General features: G+C 72.2%; 20 protein-coding genes and 1 pseudogene. 15 read left to right on the top strand and 6 right to left on the bottom strand.

Features of this window, described 5'->3' with window-relative positions:
• Positions 1 to 74 precede the first annotated feature (74 nt).
• Entirely contained in the window at positions 75 to 1,310 is a 1,236-nt protein-coding gene (locus M8316_RS03265) for a DUF480 domain-containing protein (protein WP_250051985.1), read from the top strand.
• 314 nt (positions 1,311 to 1,624) lie between these two features.
• Here the strand turns inward: M8316_RS03265 and map are convergent, their stop codons facing one another.
• Complete coding sequence (gene map / locus M8316_RS03270; RefSeq protein ID WP_250051986.1) at positions 1,625 to 2,392, bottom strand: type I methionyl aminopeptidase; 768 nt, start codon at positions 2,390 to 2,392, stop codon at positions 1,625 to 1,627.
• Between the two features lie 171 nt (positions 2,393 to 2,563).
• Between map and M8316_RS03275 the strand changes: the two genes are divergently transcribed.
• Together M8316_RS03275 and M8316_RS03280 are read left to right on the top strand one after the other, a co-directional pair.
• On the top strand, positions 2,564 to 2,977 hold the full coding sequence (locus M8316_RS03275) for a hypothetical protein (RefSeq protein ID WP_250051988.1): 414 nt from the start codon (positions 2,564 to 2,566) through the stop codon (positions 2,975 to 2,977).
• Positions 2,978 to 3,302: 325 nt separating this feature from the next.
• Positions 3,303 to 3,947 (top strand): hypothetical protein, encoded by a 645-nt coding sequence (locus tag M8316_RS03280; RefSeq protein ID WP_250051990.1) that lies wholly within the window; start codon positions 3,303 to 3,305, stop codon positions 3,945 to 3,947.
• A gap of 10 nt (positions 3,948 to 3,957) precedes the next feature.
• On the opposite strand, the gene M8316_RS03285 is transcribed toward M8316_RS03280, so the two are convergent.
• A complete protein-coding gene (locus M8316_RS03285; protein WP_250051991.1) occupies positions 3,958 to 4,632 on the bottom strand; it encodes an MBL fold metallo-hydrolase in 675 nt (224 codons plus the stop codon).
• 224 nt (positions 4,633 to 4,856) lie between these two features.
• On the opposite strand from M8316_RS03285, the gene uvrA reads away from it, so the two are divergent.
• From uvrA to M8316_RS03340, 11 genes and pseudogenes are all read left to right on the top strand, one after another.
• Entirely contained in the window at positions 4,857 to 7,868 is a 3,012-nt protein-coding gene (gene uvrA / locus M8316_RS03290; RefSeq protein WP_250051993.1) for an excinuclease ABC subunit UvrA, read from the top strand.
• A 119-nt stretch (positions 7,869 to 7,987) separates the two neighbouring features.
• Positions 7,988 to 8,473 (top strand): Rieske (2Fe-2S) protein, encoded by a 486-nt coding sequence (locus M8316_RS03295; protein ID WP_250051995.1) that lies wholly within the window; start codon positions 7,988 to 7,990, stop codon positions 8,471 to 8,473.
• Between the two features lie 57 nt (positions 8,474 to 8,530).
• Positions 8,531 to 10,603, top strand: coding sequence for an excinuclease ABC subunit UvrC (uvrC, locus tag M8316_RS03300; RefSeq protein WP_250051997.1), 2,073 nt, complete (start codon positions 8,531 to 8,533; stop codon positions 10,601 to 10,603).
• The gene (gene rapZ, locus M8316_RS03305) at positions 10,600 to 11,535 is read left to right on the top strand and encodes an RNase adapter RapZ (protein WP_272494596.1); all 936 of its coding nucleotides are present in this window, start codon (positions 10,600 to 10,602) and stop codon (positions 11,533 to 11,535) included. Before uvrC ends, rapZ begins: the two co-directional genes overlap by 4 nt.
• Positions 11,532 to 12,485, top strand: a pseudogene (locus tag M8316_RS03310) (gluconeogenesis factor YvcK family protein); the annotation flags it as partial. The gene rapZ and the pseudogene M8316_RS03310, both read left to right, overlap by 4 nt.
• Positions 12,486 to 12,589: 104 nt before the next feature.
• The gene (whiA, locus tag M8316_RS03315) at positions 12,590 to 13,576 is read left to right on the top strand and encodes a DNA-binding protein WhiA (protein ID WP_250051999.1); all 987 of its coding nucleotides are present in this window, start codon (positions 12,590 to 12,592) and stop codon (positions 13,574 to 13,576) included.
• 262 nt (positions 13,577 to 13,838) lie between these two features.
• Positions 13,839 to 14,834, top strand: coding sequence for a type I glyceraldehyde-3-phosphate dehydrogenase (gene gap, locus M8316_RS03320; RefSeq protein ID WP_250052000.1), 996 nt, complete (start codon positions 13,839 to 13,841; stop codon positions 14,832 to 14,834).
• A 1-nt stretch (position 14,835) separates the two neighbouring features.
• On the top strand, positions 14,836 to 16,035 hold the full coding sequence (locus M8316_RS03325; protein WP_250052001.1) for a phosphoglycerate kinase: 1,200 nt from the start codon (positions 14,836 to 14,838) through the stop codon (positions 16,033 to 16,035).
• 3 nt (positions 16,036 to 16,038) lie between these two features.
• A complete protein-coding gene (gene tpiA, locus M8316_RS03330) occupies positions 16,039 to 16,827 on the top strand; it encodes a triose-phosphate isomerase (protein ID WP_250052002.1) in 789 nt (262 codons plus the stop codon).
• Between the two features lie 110 nt (positions 16,828 to 16,937).
• The gene (gene secG, locus M8316_RS03335) at positions 16,938 to 17,168 is read left to right on the top strand and encodes a preprotein translocase subunit SecG (RefSeq protein WP_250052003.1); all 231 of its coding nucleotides are present in this window, start codon (positions 16,938 to 16,940) and stop codon (positions 17,166 to 17,168) included.
• Positions 17,169 to 17,209: 41 nt separating this feature from the next.
• Complete coding sequence (locus M8316_RS03340; protein ID WP_250052004.1) at positions 17,210 to 17,569, top strand: RNA polymerase-binding protein RbpA; 360 nt, start codon at positions 17,210 to 17,212, stop codon at positions 17,567 to 17,569.
• A 91-nt stretch (positions 17,570 to 17,660) separates the two neighbouring features.
• Here the strand turns inward: M8316_RS03340 and pgl are convergent, their stop codons facing one another.
• The 4 genes from pgl to tkt form a co-directional block, all read right to left on the bottom strand.
• Positions 17,661 to 18,407: a 6-phosphogluconolactonase gene (pgl, locus tag M8316_RS03345; RefSeq protein ID WP_250052006.1), complete on the bottom strand. Its 747-nt coding sequence runs from the start codon at positions 18,405 to 18,407 to the stop codon at positions 17,661 to 17,663.
• 94 nt (positions 18,408 to 18,501) lie between these two features.
• Positions 18,502 to 20,157, bottom strand: a complete 1,656-nt coding sequence (gene pgi / locus M8316_RS03350; RefSeq protein ID WP_250052008.1) for a glucose-6-phosphate isomerase — start codon at positions 20,155 to 20,157, stop codon at positions 18,502 to 18,504.
• Positions 20,154 to 21,260 (bottom strand): transaldolase, encoded by a 1,107-nt coding sequence (tal, locus tag M8316_RS03355; RefSeq protein WP_250052010.1) that lies wholly within the window; start codon positions 21,258 to 21,260, stop codon positions 20,154 to 20,156. Before tal ends, pgi begins: the two co-directional genes overlap by 4 nt.
• Before the next feature lie 41 nt (positions 21,261 to 21,301).
• On the bottom strand, positions 21,302 to 23,401 hold the full coding sequence (gene tkt, locus M8316_RS03360) for a transketolase (RefSeq protein WP_308195950.1): 2,100 nt from the start codon (positions 23,399 to 23,401) through the stop codon (positions 21,302 to 21,304).
• Positions 23,402 to 23,689: 288 nt separating this feature from the next.
• Here tkt and M8316_RS03365 point away from each other — a divergent pair, with 288 nt between their 5' ends.
• On the top strand, positions 23,690 to 24,634 hold the full coding sequence (locus M8316_RS03365; RefSeq protein ID WP_250052360.1) for a heme o synthase: 945 nt from the start codon (positions 23,690 to 23,692) through the stop codon (positions 24,632 to 24,634).
• Positions 24,635 to 24,781 lie beyond the last annotated feature (147 nt).

Raw genomic sequence — 24,781 nt, forward strand, 5'->3', positions numbered from 1 at the left:
GCCCGGGACCTCCGAGTCCCGACCGACCGGGCGAGGGACCTCGCGCCGCTGGCGGGCCTCACTAGGGTGGGGCCATGTCGACGACGCACCCGGCCGACGCGGCCGACCTGGACGAGGTGTCCCAGCGCGTGCTGGGCGCGCTGATGGAGAAGCAGGTCACCGTGCCGGGGTCGTACCCGATGACGCTCAACGCACTACGCACGGCGTGCAACCAGTCCAGCTCGCGCGAGCCGGTCATGGACCTGGACGAGCAGACGGTGGAGGCCACGGTCCGCGCGCTGAAGGAGCAGGGGCTGCTGCGCATCGTGTGGGCCGACAGCGGTCGGCGCACCCTGAAGTACCACCAGGCGCTGGACGAGGTGCTCGGTCTCGCCGAGGACGAGAAGGCGCTGCTCACGGTGCTCCTGCTGCGCGGTCCGCAGTCGCCCGGCGAGCTGCGCTCGCGCACCGAGCGGCTGCACGCCTTCGCCGACCGCGAGGACGTCGAGCGGACGCTGGAGGAGCTGGCCGCCCGCGAGCAGCCGCTCGTGCGCCGCCTCGACCGTCGCTCCGGCGACCGGGACCACCGCTGGGCCCACCTGCTCGGGCCGGAGCCGGGGGCCGCGGCCGCCGCCGCGCCCGCCCTGCCCGACGACGCCGGAGCCGAGGACGGCCCGGAGGCCAGGGACGCCGTGGTCCTGGGGATGTACGACGGCCTGGCCGACGCCTACGCCGAGCGCTATGCCACGGAGCTCGACGGCTGGGGGCTTCCGCTGGAGCGCTGGCTGCTCTGGCGGGTGGCGGAGCACGCTGCCGAGACGGGACTCCCGCTGGTCGAGGCCGGTGCCGGCCCGGGACACGTCACGGCCTACCTGGCCGCCCAGGGCGCCGACGCCCGGGGCCTCGACGTCAGCCCCGCCATGGCCGCGCTCGCCCGCGCTCGGCACCCCGAGCTGCGCTTCGACGTGGGAGACCTGCGCCGGCTGATGCGGCCCGAGGCCGCCGAGGGCTGGGGCGCGGTCGTCTCCTGGTTCTCCACCCACCACTTCAGCCCCGGCGAGCTGCCGGACGTGGTCGCGGCCCTGGCCCGTCCGCTGGCGCCCGGCGGGCAGCTCCTGCTCGCGACGTTCACCGGCACCGAGGTGCATCGGGTCGGGGAGTGGCTGGGCTACGACGTCACCGGCCTGGCCGTGGTGCCCACCGATCCGACGCGGCTCGTCGAGGCCGTGCGGGCCGCGGGGCTGGAGGACGTGGAGTGGTACGTCCGGGGCGCCCGCCCCGAGGACGGCGAGGACTCCGACCGCGTGTTCGTGCTCGCGAGGCGGCCCTGAGCGACGCCGGCTCCTCGACTCCCAGGCGCCTGGGAAGCACTCCGGAAGCACTCCGGCCCGGCCACCCGCGGGTGGCCGGGCCGGAGAACACGTCGAAAGGGTGCTCCGACGTGGGTCAGAGCTTCGTGCGGCGCGGATTGGCCACCATGCCGGTCACGGCGGGGGCGGCAACCTTCTGGTCCTGCTGGGTCTGCGTCTCGGTCGTCTCCATGGGGAGAGGGTAGGCCCCATGGACGCGGAGCGGGAGCGCGGCGGGGTGGGGTGTGCGCCACGTCACCCGATCGGGGTCGCAGGGCCCGGGCCCTGGTCCGGGATCAGTCCCGGGCGGTGAGGACGAGCGGCCCCTCCGCGGTGATCGCCACGGTGTGCTCCATGTGGGCGCCACGGGAGCCGTCGGCGGACCGGAGCGTCCACCCGTCCGCGTCGGTGTAGATCTCGTCGGTGGTGTGCAGGAACCACGGCTCGATGGCGATCACGAGGCCCTCGGCGAGCTTGAGGCCGCGTCCGGCTCGCCCGTCGTTGGGGACGTGGGGGTCGCCGTGCATGGTGCGTCCGACGCCGTGACCACCGAACTGGGTGTTGATCGCGAGGCCCTCGGCCCGGGCCACGCCGGCGATGGCCGCGGAGATGTCGCCGAGGCGGTTGCCCACCGTGGCGGCCCCGATCGCGGCGTCCAGGGCCCGCGTGGTGGTCTCGATGAGGCGCAGGTCCTCCTCGCGCGGCGTGCCCACCACGACGCTGAGGGCGGAGTCCGCCACCCAGCCGTCCACGGAGGCCGCGAAGTCGACCGAGAGCAGGTCGCCGTCGCGCAGCACGTAGTCGTGCGGCAGTCCGTGCAGGACCGCGTCGTTGACGGAGGTGCACAGGACCTTGCCGAACGGCGAGGCGCCGAAGCTCGGGTGGTAGTCGATGTAGCAGGACTCCGCCCCGCGCTCCCGGATCATGGCGTGCGCGAGCGCGTCCAGCTCGAGCAGGTTGACGCCCACGTCGGCGGCGCCCTGGAGGGCGGTGAGGACGTCGGCCACGAAGCGTCCCGCGGGACGCATCTGCTGGATCTGGGTCGGGGTGCGCAGCTCGATCACGCGCCCGAGCCTACGCACCGGCGCGCGTGTCTCTGCGCGGGGGAGCGGCAGGCGCAGGCCCGGCCGCGCACCTGGCCGTGACGCCCTGGGCTACGGCTCGTTGTGCCGTGCGTCCCGGTCTCTCCCCCCCAGGCGCGCCGCCCGCACGTCGGAGACCGTGAGGAGCCCCCCGTGACCGTGCACTCCGCCCTGCCCGTCGTCCACACGCTCGACGCCGCCGTCGGCGCTGCCCTCGACACCGTGCCCGCGCCGGGCCTCGCCCTCCTCCTGGGCCTCGCCCTGGCCGCGTCGCCGGTCCTGCTGCTCGTCCCGCTCCTCTCCATGGCACGGCCGGCCCTGTCGCCGGCCGTCCCGCAGCCCCCTGTCGTCGAGAGGCCTGTCGTGGAGAGGCGTGTCGCCGAGCCGGCGGTCGCCGAAGGACCCGGCGTGCCGGAGGACGAGGCGAGCCAGCGGGCTGCCGACCGGTGGGCCGAGGAGGTCGCGATCGAGATCGCGGTGGCCCGGCTCGTGGCCGAGGCGGAGATGATCCTGCGGGGTGCCGCCGTCCCCGACGAGCGCCGCGATGACGGCGGTCACTTCGCCTGACGGCGAGCTGAGCGCACACCTGTAACGGGCCACTGTGCCCTGGATGATGCAGGTCAAACGCCCAGTGGGGCATTTTTGTCCGCCCCAGGGTGAAGATGGCCCGAACGGGCCGTACCAGTAGTCGCAACGGACCAGGGCAGGACTGTCATTACGACCCTCCCGACAGGTGTCCTGGTGCCCCACCATGGAGCCTGTCGACCTGGGAAGCGCGGGCGACCGGTCCACCCCCAGGTCCGGCCACCGCGGCGTCGACGCACCGGACGTCGTCGGCCCCCATCGATCCAGCAAGGTTCGAGTCCTCGGCCTCCGGGAAGGGGAAGAACTGATGATGCTGCTGCTGATCGCGATGACCGGCCTGCTCGGGACGATCGTCTGGTACGTCGTGGCGGCCGGCCGCGCGCCCGCGCCGGCCGGCGCGAGCTCCGGCGTGTCCGCCCGGACCGAGCTGGGTCGTCTGCTGCGCACCGAGGGCCTCCACCACGCCGACGCGGCCTACGTCATGGCCGCCACCACCCGTGTCGACGTGGCGGTGCTGAGCGCCTGGGCGCACCGCCACGACCCCCACGTCCTGGCGGCCGTCGTCCGCGCCGGCACCGACGAGGACGAGATGCGCCGCCACCTGGCCGACGACACGCTGCCGGACCTCGCTGCGCTGCGACGCTACGCGGCCGACCAGGAGGTGCGGGTCGTGGCGCGCGCCGCCCGACCGGTCGTCCGTGCCGAGGGCGGCTCGGCGCTGCCCGAGGTCACCGCCCCAGGCATGCCCGCCGCGGACGCCCCCGTGGTGTCGATGCCGGAGCCCACGACCGCCTCGGGCATCCCGCTGCGCGAGATGCTGGGGGACGAGGAGGAGCTGCTGGCTCCGGGCGGCACCGAGACCGTGGCGGGGCTGACCATCACCCACCCGGGCAGCTGGCCCTACGGCGGCCTCGAGGAGACCGGGCGCGCCGGCCGCCGTCACGTGGCCTGAGGCTCGCGCCTCACCAGCCCCGGGCTCGCCACTCGGCGAGGCGGGGACGCTCCGTGCCGAGGGTGGAGTCGTCCCCGTGCCCGGGGTAGAACCACGTGTCGTCGCCGAAGCGGGCGAAGACCTTCGTCTCCAGGTCGTCCATGATCGAGGCGAACGCCTCGGGGTCCGGCGTCTTGCCCGGGCCACCGGGGAACAGCGAGTCGCCGGTGAACAGGTGGGCGCGGCCGCTGGGCTCGGTGAACGCCAGCACGATCGCCCCGGGGGTGTGCCCGGTGACCCGCACGACCTCCACGGCACAGGACCCCACGGCCACGGTGTCCCCGTCGGAGACCTCCCGCGTGACCGTCACCCCCGTCTGCTCGGACACCGCCGCGGCGTCCGGGGCGCCCACGACCACCCCGGCACCGGTCGCGGCCACGACGTCGGCCAGCGCCCGGTGGTGGTCCCAGTGCTGGTGCGTGGTGACCACCGCACGGAGCCGCTTCTGGTCGAGGACGGTCAGCAGCGTGGCAGCGTCGTCCGCCGCGTCCACCAGCACCTGGTCGCCGGTGGAGAGGCACGTGAGCAGGTAGGCGTTGTTGGCCATGCGCGGGTCGACCGCGACCTTGGTCACGCGCAGGTCGCCGATCTCGCGGACGGCGGGCGGACCGCCGACGGTGACCTGGCCGGTGTAGCTCTCGCTCATGGGTGCTCCTCGTCCGCCCGCGTGGGGCCCGGTCGTGCGGTGGGCGCTCACCCACCCGGGATGTCGGTGGCGCGTGAGAGGCTGGGACCTCCCTGGCGAACACCGTAGGCTGGGGAACGCACGTTCGAACGTCTGCCGTCCCCGACACTCCGTGGCCCTGCCACGCCCGTGGGGCGGCACCCTGCCTGGAGAGGACCCCTGTGGCCGAGTCGGAGGCTCCTGTCGTGGACGACGCCCGCACCCCCGCGCTGAACCAGCTGGTGGTGCGTGGTGCCCGCGAGCACAACCTGAAGGACGTGTCGGTCGACCTGCCGCGCGACTCGCTGATCGTCTTCAGCGGCCTGTCGGGCTCGGGCAAGTCCTCGCTGGCCTTCGACACGATCTTCGCCGAGGGCCAGCGCCGCTACGTGGAGTCGCTGTCGGCCTACGCCCGGCAGTTCCTCGGTCAGATGGACAAGCCCGACGTCGACTTCATCGAGGGCCTCTCCCCGGCGGTCTCGATCGACCAGAAGTCCACCTCGCGCAACCCGCGCTCGACGGTGGGCACCATCACCGAGGTCTACGACTACCTGCGCCTGCTCTACGCGCGAGCCGGCCGGCCGCACTGCCCCACCTGCGGCTCCCTGATCGAGCGGCAGACGCCGCAGCAGATCGTGGACCGCGTGCTGACGCTGGAGGAGGGCCGCCGCTTCCAGGTCCTCGCGCCGGTGGTCCGCGGCCGCAAGGGCGAGTACGTCGAGCTGTTCTCCCAGCTCCAGACGCAGGGCTACTCCCGCGTCCGGGTCGACGGTGCCACGCACACGCTCGACTCCCCGCCCACGCTCGACAAGAAGCTCAAGCACACCATCGAGGTCGTGATCGACCGGCTCGCGGTCAAGGAGAGCGCGAAGCGCCGCCTCACCGACTCCGTCGAGACCGCCCTGCGCCTGGCCGACGGGCTGGTCGTGCTCGACTTCGTCGACCTCGAGGAGGGCGACCCGGGCCGCGAGATGCGGTTCAGCGAGAAGATGGCCTGCCCCAACGAGCACGCCATCGACGTGGAGGAGCTCGAGCCGCGCTCGTTCTCGTTCAACGCGCCCTTCGGTGCCTGCCCGGCGTGCTCCGGCATCGGCACGCGGATGGAGGTCGACCCCGAGCTGGTCGTCCCCAACCCGTCCGCGACCCTGGGCGAGGGCGCGATCGTGCCGTGGGCCCACGCCCACGTGAGCGACTACTTCCTGCGGCTGCTCGGCGCGCTGGGCGACGAGCTCGGGTTCGACCTGAACACGCCCTGGGAGGAGATGCCCGCCAAGGCGCGGCGCTCGATCATCGAGGGCCACTCGACCAAGGTGCACGTGGTCACCCGCAACCGCTACGGCCGCCAGCGCGCCTACGACGCCCAGTTCGAGGGTGTCCGCTCCTACATCGAGCGCCGGCACCGCGAGGCGGAGTCGGACACGAGCCGCGAGCGGTTCGAGGGCTTCATGCGTGAGGTGCCCTGCCCCACGTGCGAGGGCACGCGCCTGCGCGAGACCGTCCGTGCGGTGACGGTGACCTCCCGCGACGGTCGCGAGCTCGGCATCGCGCAGGTCTGCGCCCTCTCGATCAGCGAGGCGGCCGAGTTCCTGGCCGACCTGGACATGACCGCACGCGAGCGGCAGATCGGCGAGCGGGTCCTCAAGGAGATCAACGAGCGGCTCCAGTTCCTCCTCGACGTCGGCCTGGAGTACCTCTCGCTGGCACGCCCCTCGGGCTCGCTCTCGGGTGGTGAGGCCCAGCGCATCCGCCTGGCGACGCAGATCGGTGCCGGCCTCGTCGGCGTCCTGTACGTGCTGGACGAGCCGTCCATCGGCCTGCACCAGCGCGACAACGCGCGCCTGATCGAGACGCTGGTGCGCCTGCGCGACCTCGGCAACACGCTGATCGTCGTGGAGCACGACGAGGACACGATGAAGGTGGCCGACTGGGTCGTCGACATCGGTCCGGGTGCCGGCGAGCACGGCGGCCAGGTGGTCCACTCCGGCACCGTCGAGGACCTCTACGCCCACCCCGACTCGCTCACCGGCATGTACCTCTCCGGCCGCCGGGAGATCCCCGTCCCCGGCGTGCGGCGCCCCCGCACCAAGGGTCGTGAGCTCGCCGTCCTCGGCGCGCGGGAGAACAACCTGCGCAACGTGGACGTCTCGTTCCCGCTGGGGCTGCTCGTGGCGGTCACCGGCGTCTCGGGCTCCGGCAAGTCCACCCTGGTCAACGACATCCTCTACACCTCGCTGGCCAAGGAGCTCTACAACGCCCGCACGCTGCCCGGGCGGCACCGTGCCATCACCGGCATGGAGCACGTGGACAAGGTGATCCACGTCGACCAGTCGCCGATCGGCCGCACCCCGCGGTCGAACCCGGCCACCTACACGGGCGTCTTCGACCACGTGCGCAAGCTGTTCGCGGCCACCCAGGAGGCGAAGGTCCGCGGCTACCTGCAGGGCCGCTTCTCGTTCAACGTCAAGGGCGGACGCTGCGAGGCCTGCTCCGGCGACGGCACCATCAAGATCGAGATGAACTTCCTGCCGGACGTCTACGTGCCGTGCGAGGTCTGCCACGGCGCCCGGTACAACCGCGAGACGCTCGAGGTGCACTACAAGGGCAAGACCATCGCCGAGGTCCTCGACATGCCGATCGAGGAGGCCGTCGACTTCTTCGAGGCCGTCCCCGCGATCAACCGGCACCTCAAGACCCTGGTCGAGGTCGGCCTGGGGTACGTGCGTCTCGGTCAGCCGGCGACCACGCTCTCGGGCGGCGAGGCGCAGCGCGTCAAGCTGGCCGCGGAGCTGCAGAAGCGCTCGACCGGCCGCACGGTCTACGTCCTGGACGAGCCCACGACCGGCCTGCACTTCGAGGACATCCGCAAGCTCCTCCTCGTCCTGCACAAGCTCGTCGACAACGGCAACACCGTGCTCGTGATCGAGCACAACCTCGACGTCATCAAGTCGGCCGACTGGCTGGTCGACATGGGCCCCGAGGGCGGCTCCGGTGGCGGCACCGTCGTCGTCGAGGGGACGCCGGAGAAGGTGGCCGGCACCCCGGAGAGCCACACCGGACGCTTCCTCCAGCCCCTCCTGGAGGGCAAGGAGGCCGAGCAGCCGAAGCGCATGCTGCCGGCCAGCGAGGCGCCGGCGCCCACGCGCGGGACCCGCCGCCAGGCGGCCAGCCGGGCGGCGAACGAGCGGGCGGCCTCCCGGACGAGGAAGAAGAAGGCCTGACCCCGCGACGCGCTGGTCGCCGCGACGAGCCGCTCGTGCTGGGCGGGCCCCGGTAGGTTCGGCACACCGACGGGGCGCGTGCGCGCCTCGGGACCCGCACCGGACCGTAGGAGAACGCCGTGACCGACGCCCAGCAGACCGACTCCTCCACCACGGACCAGCACTCGGGCTCCACCGGGTGCTGCTGCGGCGCCGGGCACGGCCTGAGCCGCCGCCGCGCCCTCGGGCTGGGCGCAGCCGGCCTCACGGCGCCGGTGCTGGCTGCCTGCGGCTCCTCCGAGGAGGCCGCGACCGACACCGAGCCGACCGCGACGTCCGGCGAGGCCCTCGGGGCCGCGGCCGACGTGCCCGTGGGCAGTGGCGTGATCTACACCGACGCCGAGGTCGTCGTCACCCAGCCCACCGAGGGCGAGTACAAGGGCTTCTCGGCCGTCTGCACGCACCAGGGCTGCATCGTCAGCCAGATCAGTGCCGACGGGATCGTCTGCACCTGCCACAACTCGGTCTTCGACGTAGCGACCGGCGAGGTCGTCTCCGGCCCCGCCCCGTCCCCGCTGGGCAGCGTCGAGGTGACCGTCGACGCCGACGAGGTCACGGTCGCCTGAGACCAGGGCCGCGTCGCGGGTGACGCACCTGTCGGACCCGGCTCGTAGGCTGACGCGGTGGCTGCACGACGCGTGACGAGGACCTCCGACCCCCTGTCCTACCGACCCGAGCCGGGCACCATCCCCACGCAGCCAGGGGTCTACAAGTTCCGGGACGGCCACGGCCGCGTCATCTACGTGGGCAAGGCCAACAGCCTGCGGGCGAGGCTCTCGAACTACTTCCAGCCGATCCACAACCTGCACCCGCGCACGGCGACCATGGTCACGACCGCGCGCAGCGTGGAGTGGACGGTGGTCAACACCGAGGTCGAGGCGCTCCAGCTGGAGTACTCCTGGATCAAGGAGTTCGACCCCCGGTTCAACGTCAAGTACCGCGACGACAAGTCCTACCCGTGGCTCGCTGTGACGATGTCGGAGGAGTTTCCCCGGGTGATGGTCGGCCGGGGCGCCAAGCGACGCGGCACCCGCTACTTCGGGCCCTACAGCCACGCCTGGGCCATCCGCGAGACCGTCGACGTGCTCCTGCGCGTCTTCCCGATGCGCTCGTGCAGCAACGGCGTGTTCAAGCGTTCCGCCCAGATCGGCCGGCCGTGCCTGCTGGGCTACATCGACAAGTGCTCCGCGCCCTGCGTCGGCAAGGTCTCCCCGGAGGAGCACCGCGCGATCGTGGACGACTTCTGCGACTTCATGGGCGGGCGCACCCAGGCGTTCGTCCGACGCGTGGAGAAGGAGATGTACGCGGCCAGCGAGGACCTCGACTTCGAGCGCGCGGCCCGGCTGCGCGACGACCTCGGGGCCATGAACCGCGCCCTGGAGAAGCAGGCCGTCGTCCTCGGCGACAGGGCGGACGCCGACGTCGTCGCCCTGGCGGAGGACCCGCTCGAGGTGGCCGTGCAGGTGTTCTACGTCCGCGGCGGCCGCATCCGCGGGCAGCGTGGCTGGGTGGCGGACCGGATGGACTCCGGCGACACCGCCGACCTCGTCGAGACCTTCCTGCTCCAGCTCTACGCCGGGGAGTCGGGGGAGGCGGTGCCCAAGGAGATCCTGGTGCCGCAGATGCCCACCGACACCGAGACCCTCGAGGAGCTGCTGGGGGAGCGGCGCGGCTCCCGCGTCCAGGTCCGGGTCCCGCAGCGCGGGGACAAGCGCACGTTGCTGGAGACGGTGGAGAAGAACGCGAAGCAGTCCCTGGCGCTGCACAAGACCAAGCGCGCCAGCGACCTCACCACCCGCAACCGGGCCCTGGAGGAGATCCAGGAGGCGCTCGCGCTCGACGACGTGCCGCTGCGCATCGAGTGCTACGACATCTCCAACCTGCAGGGCACCGAGGTCGTCGCGTCCATGGTGGTCTTCGAGGACGGCCTGGCCCGCAAGTCCGAGTACCGGCGCTTCGTCATCAAGGGCGTCGACGGGCAGAACGACGTCGCGTCCATGCACGAGGTCATCACCCGCAGGTTCAGGCGGCTGCTCGACGAGCAGGCGCGGAGCGAGTACCGCCCCGGGGACGGCGACAGTGGTCCGATGCTGGTCGACCCGGAGACGGGCCGCCCGCGCAAGTTCGCCTACCAGCCGGGACTCGTGGTCGTGGACGGCGGCCCGCCGCAGGTCGCGGCCGCCAAGGCGGCCCTCGACGAGCTGGGCATCGACGACGTGCCGGTGTGCGGGCTGGCCAAGCGGCTGGAGGAGGTCTGGATCCCGGACGACGAGGACCCGGTGATCCTCCCGCGCACCTCCGAGGGGCTCTACCTGCTCCAGCGCCTGCGCGACGAGGCCCACCGCTTCGCCATCACCCACCACCGCAGCCGCCGCTCGAAGTCCATGGTCGAGTCGGTCCTCGACGACGTGCCGGGCCTCGGTGAGGTGCGGCGCAAGACCCTCATGACCCACTTCGGGTCCCTGAAGAAGCTCCGTGCGGCCACCGTCGAGGAGATCGCCGCCGTGCCCGGCATCGGCCCGCGCACGGCCACGGCGATCAAGACGGCGGTCGACCCCGGTGGGTCGCAGCCTGCCGCAGGCGCCGCGAGCGGCGAGGATGGGAACGGCACCGACGCGTCCACGACCCCCTCGACCTCCACGGGCGAGCGCGGGTGGGTCGTCAACACCGCCACCGGCGAGATCGAGGAAGCATGAGCACCAGCAGCGAACCCGTGAGCCACACCGGCAGCGACGCCGGCAGCGATGCGCCGGCGTCGCCGGGGCAGGCCGAGGCAGGACCCCTCGTGGTCGTCACCGGGATGACCGGTGCCGGGCGCAGCACCGCCGCCAAGGAGCTGGAGGACCTCGGGTACTACGTCGTGGACAACCTCCCGCCGAGCCTGCTGGTGGACGTGGTCCGGCTGGTCGACGACAGTCGCGGCGTGGCCCAGCCGGTCGCGGTGGTGGTCGACGTGCGGTCGGGGTCGTTCTTCGACTCTCTCCAGCAGCACCTGGCCGAGGGGGCGCACGGACGACGGTCCACGCTGCTCTTCCTCGAGGCCGGTGACGAGGTCCTGGTGCGGCGCCAGGAGGCGGCCCGCCGCCCGCACCCGCTCCAGGGCAGCGGTCGGCTCCTCGACGGCCTGCAGCGCGAGCGCGAGGTGCTCGCCGCCCTGCGTGGCGACGCCGACCTGCTGATCGACACCACGTCGCTGAACGTCCACCAGCTGACCAAGCGCATCCGCGAGTCCTTCGGCGACCCGGAGTCCACGCGCCTGCGCATCCGTGTCGTCAGCTTCGGCTTCAAGTACGGCATCCCGGTCGACGCCGACTACGTCGCGGACATGCGGTTCCTGCCGAACCCGCACTGGATCCCCGAGCTGCGCGCCTCCACGGGCCGCGACGCGGAGGTCTCCGACTACGTGCTCTCCCAGCCGGGCGCGGCCGAGTTCCTCGACGGCTACCTGCCGGTGCTCACGGGCGTCGCCGAGGGCTACGTGCGCGAGGGCAAGCGGTTCATGCGGATCGCCATCGGCTGCACCGGGGGCAAGCATCGCAGCGTCGCCATGACCGAGGAGGTGGCCCGACGTCTCGTCGAGCAGGGCCTCCAGGCGACGACCACCCACCGCGACCTGGGGCGGGAGTGAGCACCCGACGCGTCGTCGCGCTCGGCGGCGGGCACGGGCTGCACGCCACGCTGCGCGCGCTGCGCGAGCTCAGCTACGACGGCGTCGTGGACGAGGTGACCGCCGTGGTCACCGTCGCGGACAACGGCGGTTCCTCGGGCCGGCTGCGGGGGGAGTTCGGGGTGCTGCCGCCGGGGGACCTGCGGATGGCCCTGGCGGCACTCTGCGGCTCCGACGACTGGGGCGGCACGTGGGAGCGGGTGCTCCAGCACCGCTTCGCCGGCGACGGCGAGATGCGGGGCCACAACGTCGGCAACCTGCTGATCGTGGCGCTCTGGGAGCAGCTGGGTGACCACGTCGCCGCCCTCGACCTCGTGGGGAGGCTGCTCGGGGCGCAGGGCCGGGTGCTGCCCATGGCGCTCTCGCCGATGGACATCCGGGCGCAGGTGCGCGGCGCCGACCCCGGGGCCCCGGACGCGGTCTCGACCGTGCGCGGCCAGGTGGAGGTGGCCACCACCCCGGGTCGGATCGAGTCCGTGGCGCTCGAGCCGCACGACCCCGTCCCGTGCGACGAGGCGCTCGCCGCGGTCAGCGCGGCCGACTGGGTGCTGCTGGGGCCGGGCTCGTGGTTCACCTCCGTGCTCCCGCACCTGATGGTGCCCGGCCTGCGGGAGGCGCTGGTGAGCACGCGCGCCCGGGTGGCCGTCGTCCTGAACCTCGCCGAGCAGCCGGGGGAGACCGGTGGCTTCGCGCCCGCCGACCACCTGCGCGTCCTGCGCGAGCACGCCCCCGACCTGCGCGTCGACGCCGTGGTGGTCGACCCCCGCATGCTCGACGACCGGACCCTCCCAGCCCTCGAGCGAGAGGCCGTCGGCTGCGGCGCGCGCCTCGTCGTCACGCCGGTGGCCATGGCCGACGGCACCCCGCGGCACGACGTCCACCTGCTCGCGGGCGCGCTGGAGGGGCTCGTCACCGATTCCGGGGATGACACGGGCCGCGGCACGCGTCACCACGCCGGGCGCGACACCGTCCCCGGAACGGGTGCGCAGGGAGTCCGCGTGGCAGGATCGTCCGCATGGCGATGACGGCACAGGTCAAGGCGGAGCTCGCGAACACGCAGGTCACCCGCACGTGCTGCCGCAAGGCCGAGGTGGCGACCATGCTGCGGTTCGCGGGTGGCCTCCACCTGGTGAGCGGCAAGGTCGTCATCGAGGCCGAGCTCGACACGGGTGCGGCCGCACGGCGGCTCCGCAAGGACATCGCCGAGGTCTTCAACGCCTCATCCGAGATCGTGATGGTGCAGGGCAACGGCCTGCGCAAGGGCAGCCGCTACCTCGTCCGGGTCCACCGGGACGGGGACGCGCTGGCCCGCCAGACCGGGCTCCTGGACCAGCGAGGGCGACCCGTGCGGGGCCTCCCGCCCGCTGTCGTCTCCGGCGGCACCTGTGACGCGGTCGCCGCCTGGCGCGGTGCCTTCCTCGCGCACGGCTCGCTGACCGAGCCGGGCCGCTCGAGCTCCATGGAGATCACCTGCCCGGGCTCCGAGGCCGCCCTCGCGCTCGTCGGCGTCGCACGTCGCCTCGGCATCTCGGCCAAGGCACGCGAGGTGCGCGGCGTCGACCGCGTGGTCGTCCGCGACGGCGACGCCATCGGGCAGCTGCTGACCCGACTGGGGGCGCACGAGTCGCTGCTGGCGTGGGAGGAGCGTCGGATGCGCCGCGAGGTGCGTGCCACGGCCAACCGGCTCGCCAACTTCGACGACGCCAACCTCCGCCGCTCGGCCCGGGCCGCCGTCGCGGCCGGTGCCCGGGTGGAGCGCGCGCTGGAGATCCTCGGCGACGAGGTGCCCGACCACCTCAAGCTCGCCGGCGCGTTGCGGATCGAGCACAAGCAGGCGTCCCTGGAGGAGCTGGGCCAGCTGCACGACCCCGTGCTCACGAAGGACGCGATCGCCGGACGCATCCGCCGGCTCCTGGCGATGGCCGACAAGCGTGCCGAGGACCTGGGCATCCCCGACACCGAGTCGTCGCTGACCGCCGAGATGCTCGCCGACGAGGCCTGAACCGGGCGACGCGCCCGGCGGGGATTTTTCGATCGTTCCAATTGCTCGTCGGGCGTGGCTTGGCAGACGCACGGTGGCCAGCACGTGACACGGCGGCGAGAGGAGTCCGACATCACCTCGTTACCTGCTCGTAGCACGGACGCCGCCATCCCGCTGGGGGCCTCGGCCCGCTAGGGTCGAGGGGTCTGGACCGAACCAGGCCTCGCAGCGGCGGGACCGAACTCGCCGCGACCCTCACCTGACTATCTGAGCAGGAGCAGCAGTGACCGTTCGTGTAGGTATCAACGGATTCGGCCGCATCGGCCGCAACTTCTTCCGGGCCGTGGCGGCCTCGGGTGCTGACGTCGAGATCGTCGGCATCAACGACCTGACCGCCAACTCCGTGCTGGCCCACCTGCTGAAGTACGACTCGATCCTCGGTGTGCTGCCCGAGGACGTCGAGGCGACCGACGACGCGATCATCGTGGGCGGCAAGACCATCAAGGTCACCTCCGAGCGCGAGCCCGCCAACCTCGCCTGGGGCGAGCTGGACGTGGACGTCGTCGTCGAGTCCACCGGCTTCTTCACCGACGCCACCAAGGCCAAGGCACACGTCGACGCCGGCGCCAAGAAGGTCATCATCTCCGCGCCTGCCTCCAACGAGGACATCACCATCGTGATGGGTGTGAACCACGACCTGTACGACCCGGCCGCGCACACCGTGATCTCCAACGCCTCGTGCACGACCAACTGCCTGGCGCCGATGGCGAAGGCGCTCAACGACGGCCTCGGCATCACCAAGGGCCTCATGACCACGGTGCACGCCTACACCGCGGACCAGAACCTGCAGGACAACATCCACAAGGACCTGCGCCGCGCCCGCGCCGCCGCCCTCAACATCGTCCCCACCTCCACCGGTGCGGCGAAGGCGATCGGCCTCGTGCTCCCCGAGCTCAAGGGCAAGCTGGACGGCTACGCCCTCCGCGTGCCCACCCCGACCGGCTCGCTCACCGACCTCACCTTCGAGGCCTCGCGCGAGACCTCCGTCGAGGAGGTCAACGAGATCGTCAAGGCCGCGTCCGACGGCAAGTTCCTCAAGTACTCGACCGCGCCGATCGTCTCCTCCGACATCGTCACCGACCCGGCCTCGTGCGTGTTCGACGCACCGCTGACCAAGGTCATCGGCAACACCGTCAAGGTGGCCGGCTGGTACGACAACGAGTGGGGCTACTCCAACCGCCTCGTCGACCTGATCGCGCACGTCGGGGAGACCCTCTGACATGAGCGACTTCCCCGGTCTCGGGGACGTCGCCGGCAAGCGGGTCCTGGTCCGCTCCGACCTGAACGTCCCCCTCGACGGCAGCAACATCACTGACGACGGACGGATCCGCGCCAGCGTGCCGACCATCCGAGCCCTGGCCGAGGCCGGGGCCCGGGTGGTCGTCACCGCGCACCTCGGCCGTCCGAAGGGCGCCCCGGAGGCGAAGTACTCCCTGGCCCCCGTCGCCGGCCGTCTCGGCGAGCTCCTCGGCGCGCCGGTGGCCTTCGCCACCGACACCGTCGGCGAGTCCGCCACCACCACGGTCGCCGGCCTCGCCGACGGCCAGGTGGCCCTGCTGGAGAACGTCCGCTTCAACGCGGGCGAGACCAGCAAGGACGAGGCCGAGCGCCTCGCGTTCGCCCAGCAGCTCGCCGCGCTCGCCGACGCCTTCGTCTCCGACGGCTTCGGCGTGGTGCACCGCAAGCAGGCGTCCGTCTACGACGTGGCCACGCTGCTGCCGCACGCCATGGGTGGCCTGGTCTCCACCGAGGTCGAGGTGCTCGAGCGGCTGACCGAGTCCCCCGTGCGTCCGTACGCGGTCGTCCTGGGCGGCTCCAAGGTCTCCGACAAGCTCGGGGTCATCGACAACCTGCTGGGCAAGGCCGACAGCCTGCTCATCGGCGGTGGCATGGTCTTCACCTTCCTCGCGGCCCAGGGCCACGAGGTCGGCAAGTCCCTGCTCGAGGCCGACCAGCTGGAGACCTGCCGCGGCTACCTGGCGCGCGCCGAGGAGCTGGGCGTGAAGATCGTCCTGCCCACCGACGTCGTCGTGGACACCACCTTCCCGTCCGGGGACGTGGAGCCGCACCCGCAGGTCGTCGCCGCGGACGCGATCCCGGCGGACAGCCTCGGCCTGGACATCGGCCCGGAGTCGGGCAAGGCCTTCGCGGCCGTGCTCGCCGAGGCGCACACCGTGTTCTGGAACGGCCCCATGGGCGTGTTCGAGGTCGCGGCGTTCGCGGAGGGCACCCGGGCCGTGGCCCAGGCGCTGACCGGCGTCGACGGGCTCTCGGTCGTCGGTGGTGGCGACTCCGCCGCCGCCGTCCGTGCCCTGGGCTTCGCCGACTCCGACTTCGGACACATCTCGACGGGCGGCGGAGCCAGCCTGGAGTACCTCGAGGGCAAGACCCTCCCCGGCCTGCAGATCCTGGAGGACTGACACGTGGCACGCACCCCGCTGATGGCGGGCAACTGGAAGATGAACCTCACGCACGTCGAGGCCGTCGCCCTGGTCCAGAAGCTCGCCTGGACGCTGGACGACAAGAAGCACGACTACGCGGGCGTCGAGGTCGTCGTGGTCCCCCCGTTCACCGACCTGCGGTCGGTGCAGACGCTGGTGGACGGCGACAAGCTGAAGATCGCCTACGGCGCGCAGGACGTCTCCGCGCACGACGCGGGCGCCTACACCGGTGAGGTGTCGGCCGCGATGCTGGCGAAGCTCGGCTGCGGCTACGTCGTCACCGGCCACTCGGAGCGTCGTGAGTACCACGCCGAGTCCGACGCGCTGGTCAACACCAAGTCGCGCAAGGCGCTGGACGCCGGCATGACGCCGATCGTGTGCGTCGGCGAGCCGCTCGAGGTCCGCAAAGCGGGGGAGCAGGTCTCCTACACCCTCGAGCAGGTCGCGGGCAGCCTGGCGGGCTTCTCCGCCGAGGAGGTCGCCGGCCTGGTCGTCGCCTACGAGCCCGTGTGGGCCATCGGCACCGGCGAGGTCGCGACCCCCGAGGACGCGCAGGAGGTGTGCTCGGCCATCCGCGGCTGGGTGGCCGAGAACCTCGGTGCCGAGGCCGCGGACGCCGTCCGCGTGCTCTACGGCGGCTCGGTGAAGGCGGCCAACGCCGCGGCCATCATGGCCAAGGACGACGTGGACGGCTGCCTCGTGGGCGGCGCGAGCCTCGTCGCGGACGAGTTCGCGGGCATCTGCCGCTTCGCGGAGCTGCCGGCCGTCTGAGCAGCACCCGACCCGCCGTGAACGGGTCGTCGCAGGAACGTCGGGCACCGGCGGCGGGTCGCAAGGCCCCGCTGCCGGTGCCCTTCACCTTCGTCGCCTAGGATGACGCCGTGGCTACCGTCTTCACCGTCCTGCTCGTGATCACCAGCGTGCTGATGATCATGCTCGTCCTCCTGCACAAGGGCCGCGGTGGCGGCCTGTCCGACATGTTCGGTGGTGGCATGTCGAGCTCGCTGGGCGGCTCGTCGGTGGCGGAGAAGAACCTGGACCGCCTGACGATCGGCACCGGCGTGCTGTGGTTCGCCGTGACCATCGCCCTCGGGCTGATCCTGGCGTACTGACCGACCTGGCCTACTGACGCGACGGGGACGAGGAGAGCACGATGGCTGGTGGGGGAAACGCGATCCGGGGCAGCCGGGTCGGTGCGGGTCCGATGGGCGAGGCCGAGCGCGGCGAGGCGGCTCCCCGCCAGGCCGTCTCGTACTTCTGCTCGCGTGAGCACCGCGTGGTCGTGGCGTTCTCGGTCGAGGCCACCGTGCCCGACACGTGGGACTGCCCGAAGTGCGGCCTGCCGGCCAGCGTCGACTCCGACAACCCGCCCCCGGCGCCCAAGATCGAGCCGTACAAGACGCACCTGGCCTACGTGAAGGAGCGCCGCTCCGACAAGGAGGCCGAGGACATCCTGGACGAGGCCCTCAGCCTGCTGCGCAGCCGCCGCAAGTCCGGCGACCTGATCTTCTGATCCGCGGCCGGTCCGCGCGAGCGGCCGGCCCCGGGACGACGAGAGCCCCTGACCCGTGCGGGTCAGGGGCTCTCGTGCGTCCGGCCGTGCCTCAGAGCCGGGAGGCGGCGTCGCGGTCCAGGAACCAGCGGGTGTCCTCGGTGCCGGTGAGCCCGACGGCGGGGATCTGCTCCTTGGTGGTGCCCGGGGCGTGCGCGGTGGCGACGGCCTCGGCCTTGCCCTCGCCGGAGACGAGGAACCACACGGCCCGCGCCCGACGCAGCGCCGGGTAGGTGAGGGTGACGCGCTCGGGCGGCGGCTTGGGGGCGTCCCGGACGCCCAGGACCGTCGCGGTCTCCTCGGCGAGCTGGGGGAAGCCCGGGAAGAGGGAGGCGATGTGGCCGTCGGGGCCGACGCCGAACATCACGACGTCGAACTCCTCGGGTCCGTGCTCGGCCAGCTCCTGCGCGTAGGACGCGGCGGCGGCGTCGACGTCCGAGGCGTCCTCGGTGGCGGGCATGGCGTGCACCCGACGCGCCGGCACGCCGGCCGGGTCGAGGAAAGCGCGCCTGACCTGACCGACGTTGCGGTCGGCGTCCTCGCCGCCGACGAAGCGCTCGTCGCCGAACCAGAGCTCGACCTCGCCGAGGTCGACCCCCGAGGCGGGGGCGAGCCGGGTCAGCTCGTGGTGCATGGCGTCCGCGATGGTGCCGCCGGTCAGCACGACGTGCGGGGTGCGGCCGGCCGCCTGCGCGTCGGAGAGGCGGTGCAGCAGCTCTCCGGCGATGGCGGTGGCCAGGGCGTGGGCGTCGGGGTGGACCTCGACGCGGGGCGCGGCGCGCTCGGGAAGGGGGGACACGGGGGACCTCCGTGGTCGTGCGGCACGTGGTCGGGCCCGGCCCGCGCCCGCGGGGCGTGGACCGGGCCCGGTGTGCCTGTCCGGGTGGTACGGGTCAGGAACGGTGCTGCCGGTAGTAGGCGACGAGGGCCTGCGTGGAGGCGTCCTGGGACGCCGCCACCTCCTCGTCGCCGCCGACGGCGGGGGTGAGCGCCTGGGCGAGCTGCTTGCCCAGCTCCACGCCCCACTGGTCGAAGCTGTCGATGCCCCACACGACACCCTGGGTGAAGGTGATGTGCTCGTACAGGGCGATCAGCTGGCCGAGCACCGACGGGGTCAGCGCGGGGGCCATGATCGAGGTGGTCGGCCGGTTGCCCGAGAAGACCCGGGCGGGGACGACGGCCTCGTCCGTGCCCTCGGCACGGACCTCGTCGGCGGTCTTGCCGAACGCCAGCGCCTGCGTCTGGGCGAAGAAGTTCGCCAGGAACAGCTCGTGGACGTCGGTCTCGCCGTCCTTGAGCGGGTAGGCGGGCTCGGCGAACGCGATGAAGTCCGCCGGCACGAGCCGGGTGCCCTGGTGGATGAGCTGGTAGAACGCGTGCTGCCCGTTGGTGCCGGGCTCGCCCCAGAAGACCTCGCCCGTGGCCGTGGACACGGCGTCACCGGCCCACGTCACGCTCTTGCCGTTGGACTCCATGGTCAGCTGCTGCAGGTACGCCGGGAAGCGGTGCAGCAGCTGGCTGTAGGGCAGCACGGCGTGCGTGTGGGCGTCCAGGAAGTTCGTGTACCAGACGTTGAGCAGGCCCATGAGCGCCGGGACGTTCTCGGCCAGGGGAGCGGTGCGGAAGTGCTCGTCCATGGCGTACATGCCCTCGAGCAGGTCCGCGAAGGCGTCCGGGCCGATGGCGACGGCCAGGGAGGTGCCGATGGCGGAGTCCATCGAGTAGCGGCCGCCGACCCAGTCCCAGAACCCGAAGGCGTTGGCGGGGTCGATGCCGAACTCCGCGACCTTCTCCAGGTTCGTGGAGACGGCGACGAAGTGCTTGGCCACGGCGGTGCCGGTCTCGGCCCCCGCCTCCTCGAGGCCGTCCAGGAGCCACGCCCGGCACAGGCGGGCGTTGGTGAGCGTCTCCAGCGTCCCGAAGGTCTTGGAGGAGACGATGAAGAGCGTGGTCTCCGGGTCGAGACCTGCCAGCGTGGTGGCCGCGTCGGTCGGGTCGATGTTGGAGATGAAGCGGCACTCCAGGCCCTCGCGGACGTAGGGCTGCAGGGCCTCGTACGCCATGACCGGGCCGAGGTCCGAGCCACCGATGCCGATGTTGACCACGGTCGCGACCGGCTTGCCGGTCACACCGGTCCACTCGCCCGAGCGGACCTGGTCGGCGAACTCGTAGACCCGGCCGAGGACCTCGTGGACGTCGGAGACGACGTCCTGGCCGTCCACCTCGAGCGAGGCGTCGGACGGCAGGCGCAGCGCGGTGTGCAGCACCGCGCGGTCCTCGGTGACGTTGATGTGCTCACCGGTCAGCATGGCGTCGCGGCGCGCCGCGAGCCCGACCTCGTCGGCCAGCGCCACGAGGTCGGAGACCAGCGCGTCGTCCGCCAGGTTCTTCGACAGGTCGACGTGGAGGTCGGCGGCCGTGTGGGTCAGCTTCTCCACCCGGGCGGGGTCGGCGTCGAACCAACCCCGCAGGTCGGGCGTGAAGTCCGCTGCCCGAGCGGCCAACCGACCCCACGCCTGGGTGGACGTGGGGTCGATCGGCGTGCTCACTGGGCGGCCTTCTCCATCTGGGCCTGGACGCTGGCGACGAGGTCGGTCCAGGAGTCCTTGAACTTCGAGACGCCCTCGTCCTCGAGCAGGGTCATGACCTCGGCCCAGTCGACGCCGGCGGCGACGACGGCGTCCAGGACACCCTGGGCCTCGGCGGAGGTGCCCGAGACCTGGTCGCCCTTGACCTCGCCGTGGTCGGCGACGGCCATCATGGTCTTCTCCGGCATGGTGTTCACGGTGTCCGGCACGACCAGGTCGATGACGTACATCGTGTCGGAGTAGTCCGGGTTCTTGACGCCGGTGGAGGCCCACAGCGCGCGCTGCGGGTTGGCGCCGGCCGAGGCCAGCTGCTTCCAGCGGTCGGTGGAGAACGTCTCCTCGAACGCGCCGTAGGCGACGCGGGCGTTGGCCACGGCGGCCTTGCCGCGCAGCGCCAGCGCCTCGTCGGTACCGATCTTCTCGAGGCGCTTGTCGACCTCGGAGTCCACGCGGGACACGAAGAAGGACGCCACCGAGTTGATGGTCGACAGGTCGAGGCCGGCCTCCCGGGCCTGCTCCAGGCCGGTGAGGTAGGCGTCCATCACGGCCTGGTAGCGCTCGAGGCTGAAGATCAGCGTGACGTTGACGCTGATGCCCTCGGCGATCGCGGCGGTGATGGCCGGGAGGCCCTCGACGGTCGCCGGGATCTTGATCAGGGCGTTGGCCCGGTCGACCTCGGCCCACAGGGCGCGAGCCGAGGCGATGGTGCCCTCGGTGTCGTTGGCCAGACCGGGCTCCACCTCGATGGAGACGCGGCCGTCGTACTTGGTGGCGGCCGCGACGGGCTCGAGGATGTCGCAGGCGTTGCGGACGTCCTCCGTGGTCAGCGCGAAGATGACCTCGTCGACGCTCTTGCCGGCGGCGACGAGCTCGCGCACCTGGGCGTCGTAGCGCTCGCCGTTGGAGATGGCGCCCTGGAAGATGGTCGGGTTGGTGGTGACACCGACGACCGACTTCTCCTTGACCAGGTCGGCCAGGTTGCCGGTCTCGATGCGCTCGCGGGACAGGTCGTCGAGCCAGATGGACACACCGGCGTCGGCGAGGGCCTTCAGACGATCACTCATGGTTGCTCCTTCGGATCAGTGCTGTGCGGTGGACCGGGCGCTCAGCCCAGCGAGGCGATCGAGTCGCGTGCGGCGTCGGCGACGGCCTGGGCCGTGATGCCGAACTCGGAGAACAGGCGGGCCTGGTCGGCCGAGGCGCCGTAGTGGTCGAGGGAGACGATGCGGCCGTGGTCGCCGACGTACTCGCGCCAGCCCATCTTGATGCCGGCCTCGACCGAGACGCGCGCCTTGACCGAGGGCGGGAGGACGGTGTCGCGGTAGGCGACGTCCTGCTCCTCGAACCACTCCAGGCAGGGCAGGGAGACCACGCGGGCCTTGATCCCGTCCGCCGCGAGCAGGTCGCGGGCCTCCACGGCCAGCTGGACCTCCGACCCCGTGCCCATGAGCACCACGTCCGGCTCGCCGTCGCTGTCGACCAGGACGTAGCCACCCTTGGCGACGCCCTCGGTGGTGCCCCAGCCGTCGGTGCCGCGGGGGAACGTGGGGACGTTCTGGCGCGTGAGCGCCAGCGCGGCCGGTCGGTCGGTGTTCGCCAGGAGGGCGGCCCAGGCCGCGGCGGTCTCGTTGGCGTCCGCCGGGCGGATGAAGTCGAGACCGGGGATCGCGCGCAGGGCGGCGAAGTGCTCGATCGGCTGGTGCGTGGGGCCGTCCTCGCCCAGGCCGATGGAGTCGTGCGTCCACACGTAGGTGACGGGCAGCTTGGAGAGAGCCGCCACGCGGACGGCACCGCGCATGTAGTCGGAGAACGTGAGGAACGTGCCGCCGAAGACGCGGGTCAGCGTGTCCGCCGCGATGCCGTTCATGATCGCGCCCATGCCGTGCTCGCGGATGCCGAAGTGCAGCACGCGGCCCTGGAACGGGTCGACGTCGTACTCCTCGACCTTGCTGGTGGCCGGCAGGAACGACGGGGCGCCCTTGATCGTGGTGTTGTTCGAGCCCGCGAGGTCGGCCGAGCCGCCCCACAGCTCGGGCATGACCCCGGCGATGGCGTTGATGACCTCGCCGGAGGCCTTGCGGGTGGCGACGCCCTTCGGGTCGGCCTCGAAGACCGGCAGCGCGGCGTCGAAGCCCTCGGGCAGGGCCCGGGCCTTGAGCCGGTGCAGCAGCTCCGCCTTGTCGGGGTTGGCCTCGGACCAGGCCTGGTACGCCTGGTCCCACTCGGCACCCCAGGCCGCGCCACGCTCGCCGAGCGAGCGGGTGTGCGCCAGGACGTCCTCGGGCACCTCGAAGGTCTGCTCCGGGTCCCAGCCGAGGATCTTCTTGGTCGCCGCGACCTCGTCGGCGCCCAGGGCCGAGCCGTGGGCGGCCTCGGTGCCCTGCGCGTTCGGCGCGGGCCAGGCGATGACGGTGTCCAGCACGATCAGCGAGGGCTTGTCGGTGACGGCCTCGGCGGCGCGGACCGCGGCGTGCAGGGCGTGCACGTCCTCGGTGTACTCGGTGCCGCCGTTGGTCCAGTCGACGTTCTGGACGTGCCAGCCGTAGGCCTCGTACCGCTGGGCGACGTCCTCGGTGAACGCCACGTCGGTGTCGCCCTCGATGGAGATCTTGTTGCGGTCGTAGATCATCGTCAGGTTGCCCAGCTCCTGGGTGCCGGCGATCGAGGAGGCCTCGCCGCTGACGCCCTCCTCCAGGTCGCCGTCGGAGCACAGCGCGTACACGTGGTGGTCGAACAGGCTCTCGCCCGCAGCCGCCTCGGGGTCCAGGAGGCCGTGGACGCGGCGGGCCGACATGGCCATGCCGACGGCGTTCGCGACGCCCTGGCCCAGGGGACCGGTGGTCACCTCGACGCCGGCGGTGTGGCCGAGCTCGGGGTGGCCCGGGGTCTTGGAGCCCCAGGTGCGCAGCGCCTTCAGGTCGTCGAGCTCGAGGCCGAAGCCACCGAGGAAGAGCTGGGTGTACAGGGTGATGCTGGAGTGTCCGCACGACAGCACGAAGCGGTCACGCGAGATCCAGGTCGGGTCCGCCGGGTCGTGCTTCATGACCTTCTGGAAGAGCAGGTAGGCCGCGGGCGCCAGGCTCATGGCGGTACCGGGGTGGCCGTTGCCGACCTTCTGCACCGCGTCCATCGCCAGGACGCGGGCCGTGTCGACGGCCTTGGCGTCGAGGTCGGTCCACTCGAGCTGCTCGCTTGTGGTTGCCACAAAGTTCCTCTCGTCGCTGCTCGCCGGCAGCGTCCTCGTCCGTGTCTGCGTCACCCTGGAGGGGCGGGTTGCGACCCTCCACGGCAACGGGCTGGAGTCCCGGCCTGTTCCCAGGCGATTCCGAGCCTACTCACGTCGGGCAGTAGACTTCTCGCCGCACCTCCCCGCATCACCCGTCCGCACGATCGAAGGTCATCTGTGACGTACGTCGGTTCCTCGTCCGCCTCCCCGCGTGACGACCAGCACGCCGACCAGCAGGCCTCGGGCACCAGCGGTCCGGCGGACGGCGTGCAGGCAGCGGACGCGGCCGGCGGCCGGGCGGGGGAGCAGCACGAGGCGGCCACCTGGCGAGACGTGGTGGCGGCGTACGTGGGACTCACCAAGCCCCGCGTCATCGAGCTGCTCCTGCTGACCACCGTGCCGGTGATGTTCTTCGCGGCGCGCGGCGTCCCGGACCTGCTGACGGTCGTGGCCACGGTCGTGGGCGGAACGTTCTCCGCAGGTTCCGCGTCGGTCTTCAACTGCGTCTACGACCGGGACATCGACGAGCAGATGCGCCGCACGCGTCGGCGTGCCCTGCCGCGCCACATCGTCAGCCCGCGGGCGGCCCTGGTCTTCGGCGCGGTGCTGGCCGTGGCCTCGACCGCCGTGCTCTGGGGGTTCGTCAACGGGCTCTCGGCCGCACTGTCGCTGGGCGCGAACGCGTTCTACGTCTTCGTGTACACGATGGTGCTCAAGCGTCGGACGACGCAGAACATCGTGTGGGGCGGCCTCGCGGGCTGCTTCCCGGCCCTCATCGGCTGGACGGCGGTCACCGGGTCCCTGGCGTGGACGCCGGTGGTCCTCTTCCTGGTCGTCTTCTTCTGGACCCCGCCGCACACCTGGGCGCTCGCGCTCCGCTACCGCGAGGACTACGCCGGCGTCGACGTCCCCATGCTGCCGGTGGTGGCCGCGGCCGCCGAGGTCGGCCGCCAGGTCGTGCTCTACACGTGGGCGACCGTCGCCACGTCGCTGCTCCTGTGGCCCGTCGCCGGCACCGGGCTGCTCTACCCCGTGGTCGCCGTCGTCCTCGGCGCGGTGTTCCTGGTCGAGGCGCACAAGATGTGGGGCCGGGCGCGTCGCAGCGACGAGCTGTCCGAGATCCAGCCGATGCGGCTCTTCCACCTCTCGAACCTCTACCTCAGCCTCCTCTTCGTGGCCGTGGCGGTGGACCCGCTCCTCTTCATCGGCTGAGTCACCGACTGTTTCCTCGTCCCCCGAGGCCGAGCACGGCCCGCCCTCAGGCGAGCCCCAGGTGAGACTCAGCACCGTGCCGCCTGATGGGTGGTCGGCGTTGCCCAACGCCGACGCGGCCGCGAGGTCACGGGTGGACGCGTGTGA

Origin of the sequence: Nocardioides bruguierae (assembly GCF_023554635.1) — a bacterium.
Classification (GTDB): Bacteria; Actinomycetota; Actinomycetes; order Propionibacteriales; family Nocardioidaceae; genus Nocardioides; species Nocardioides bruguierae.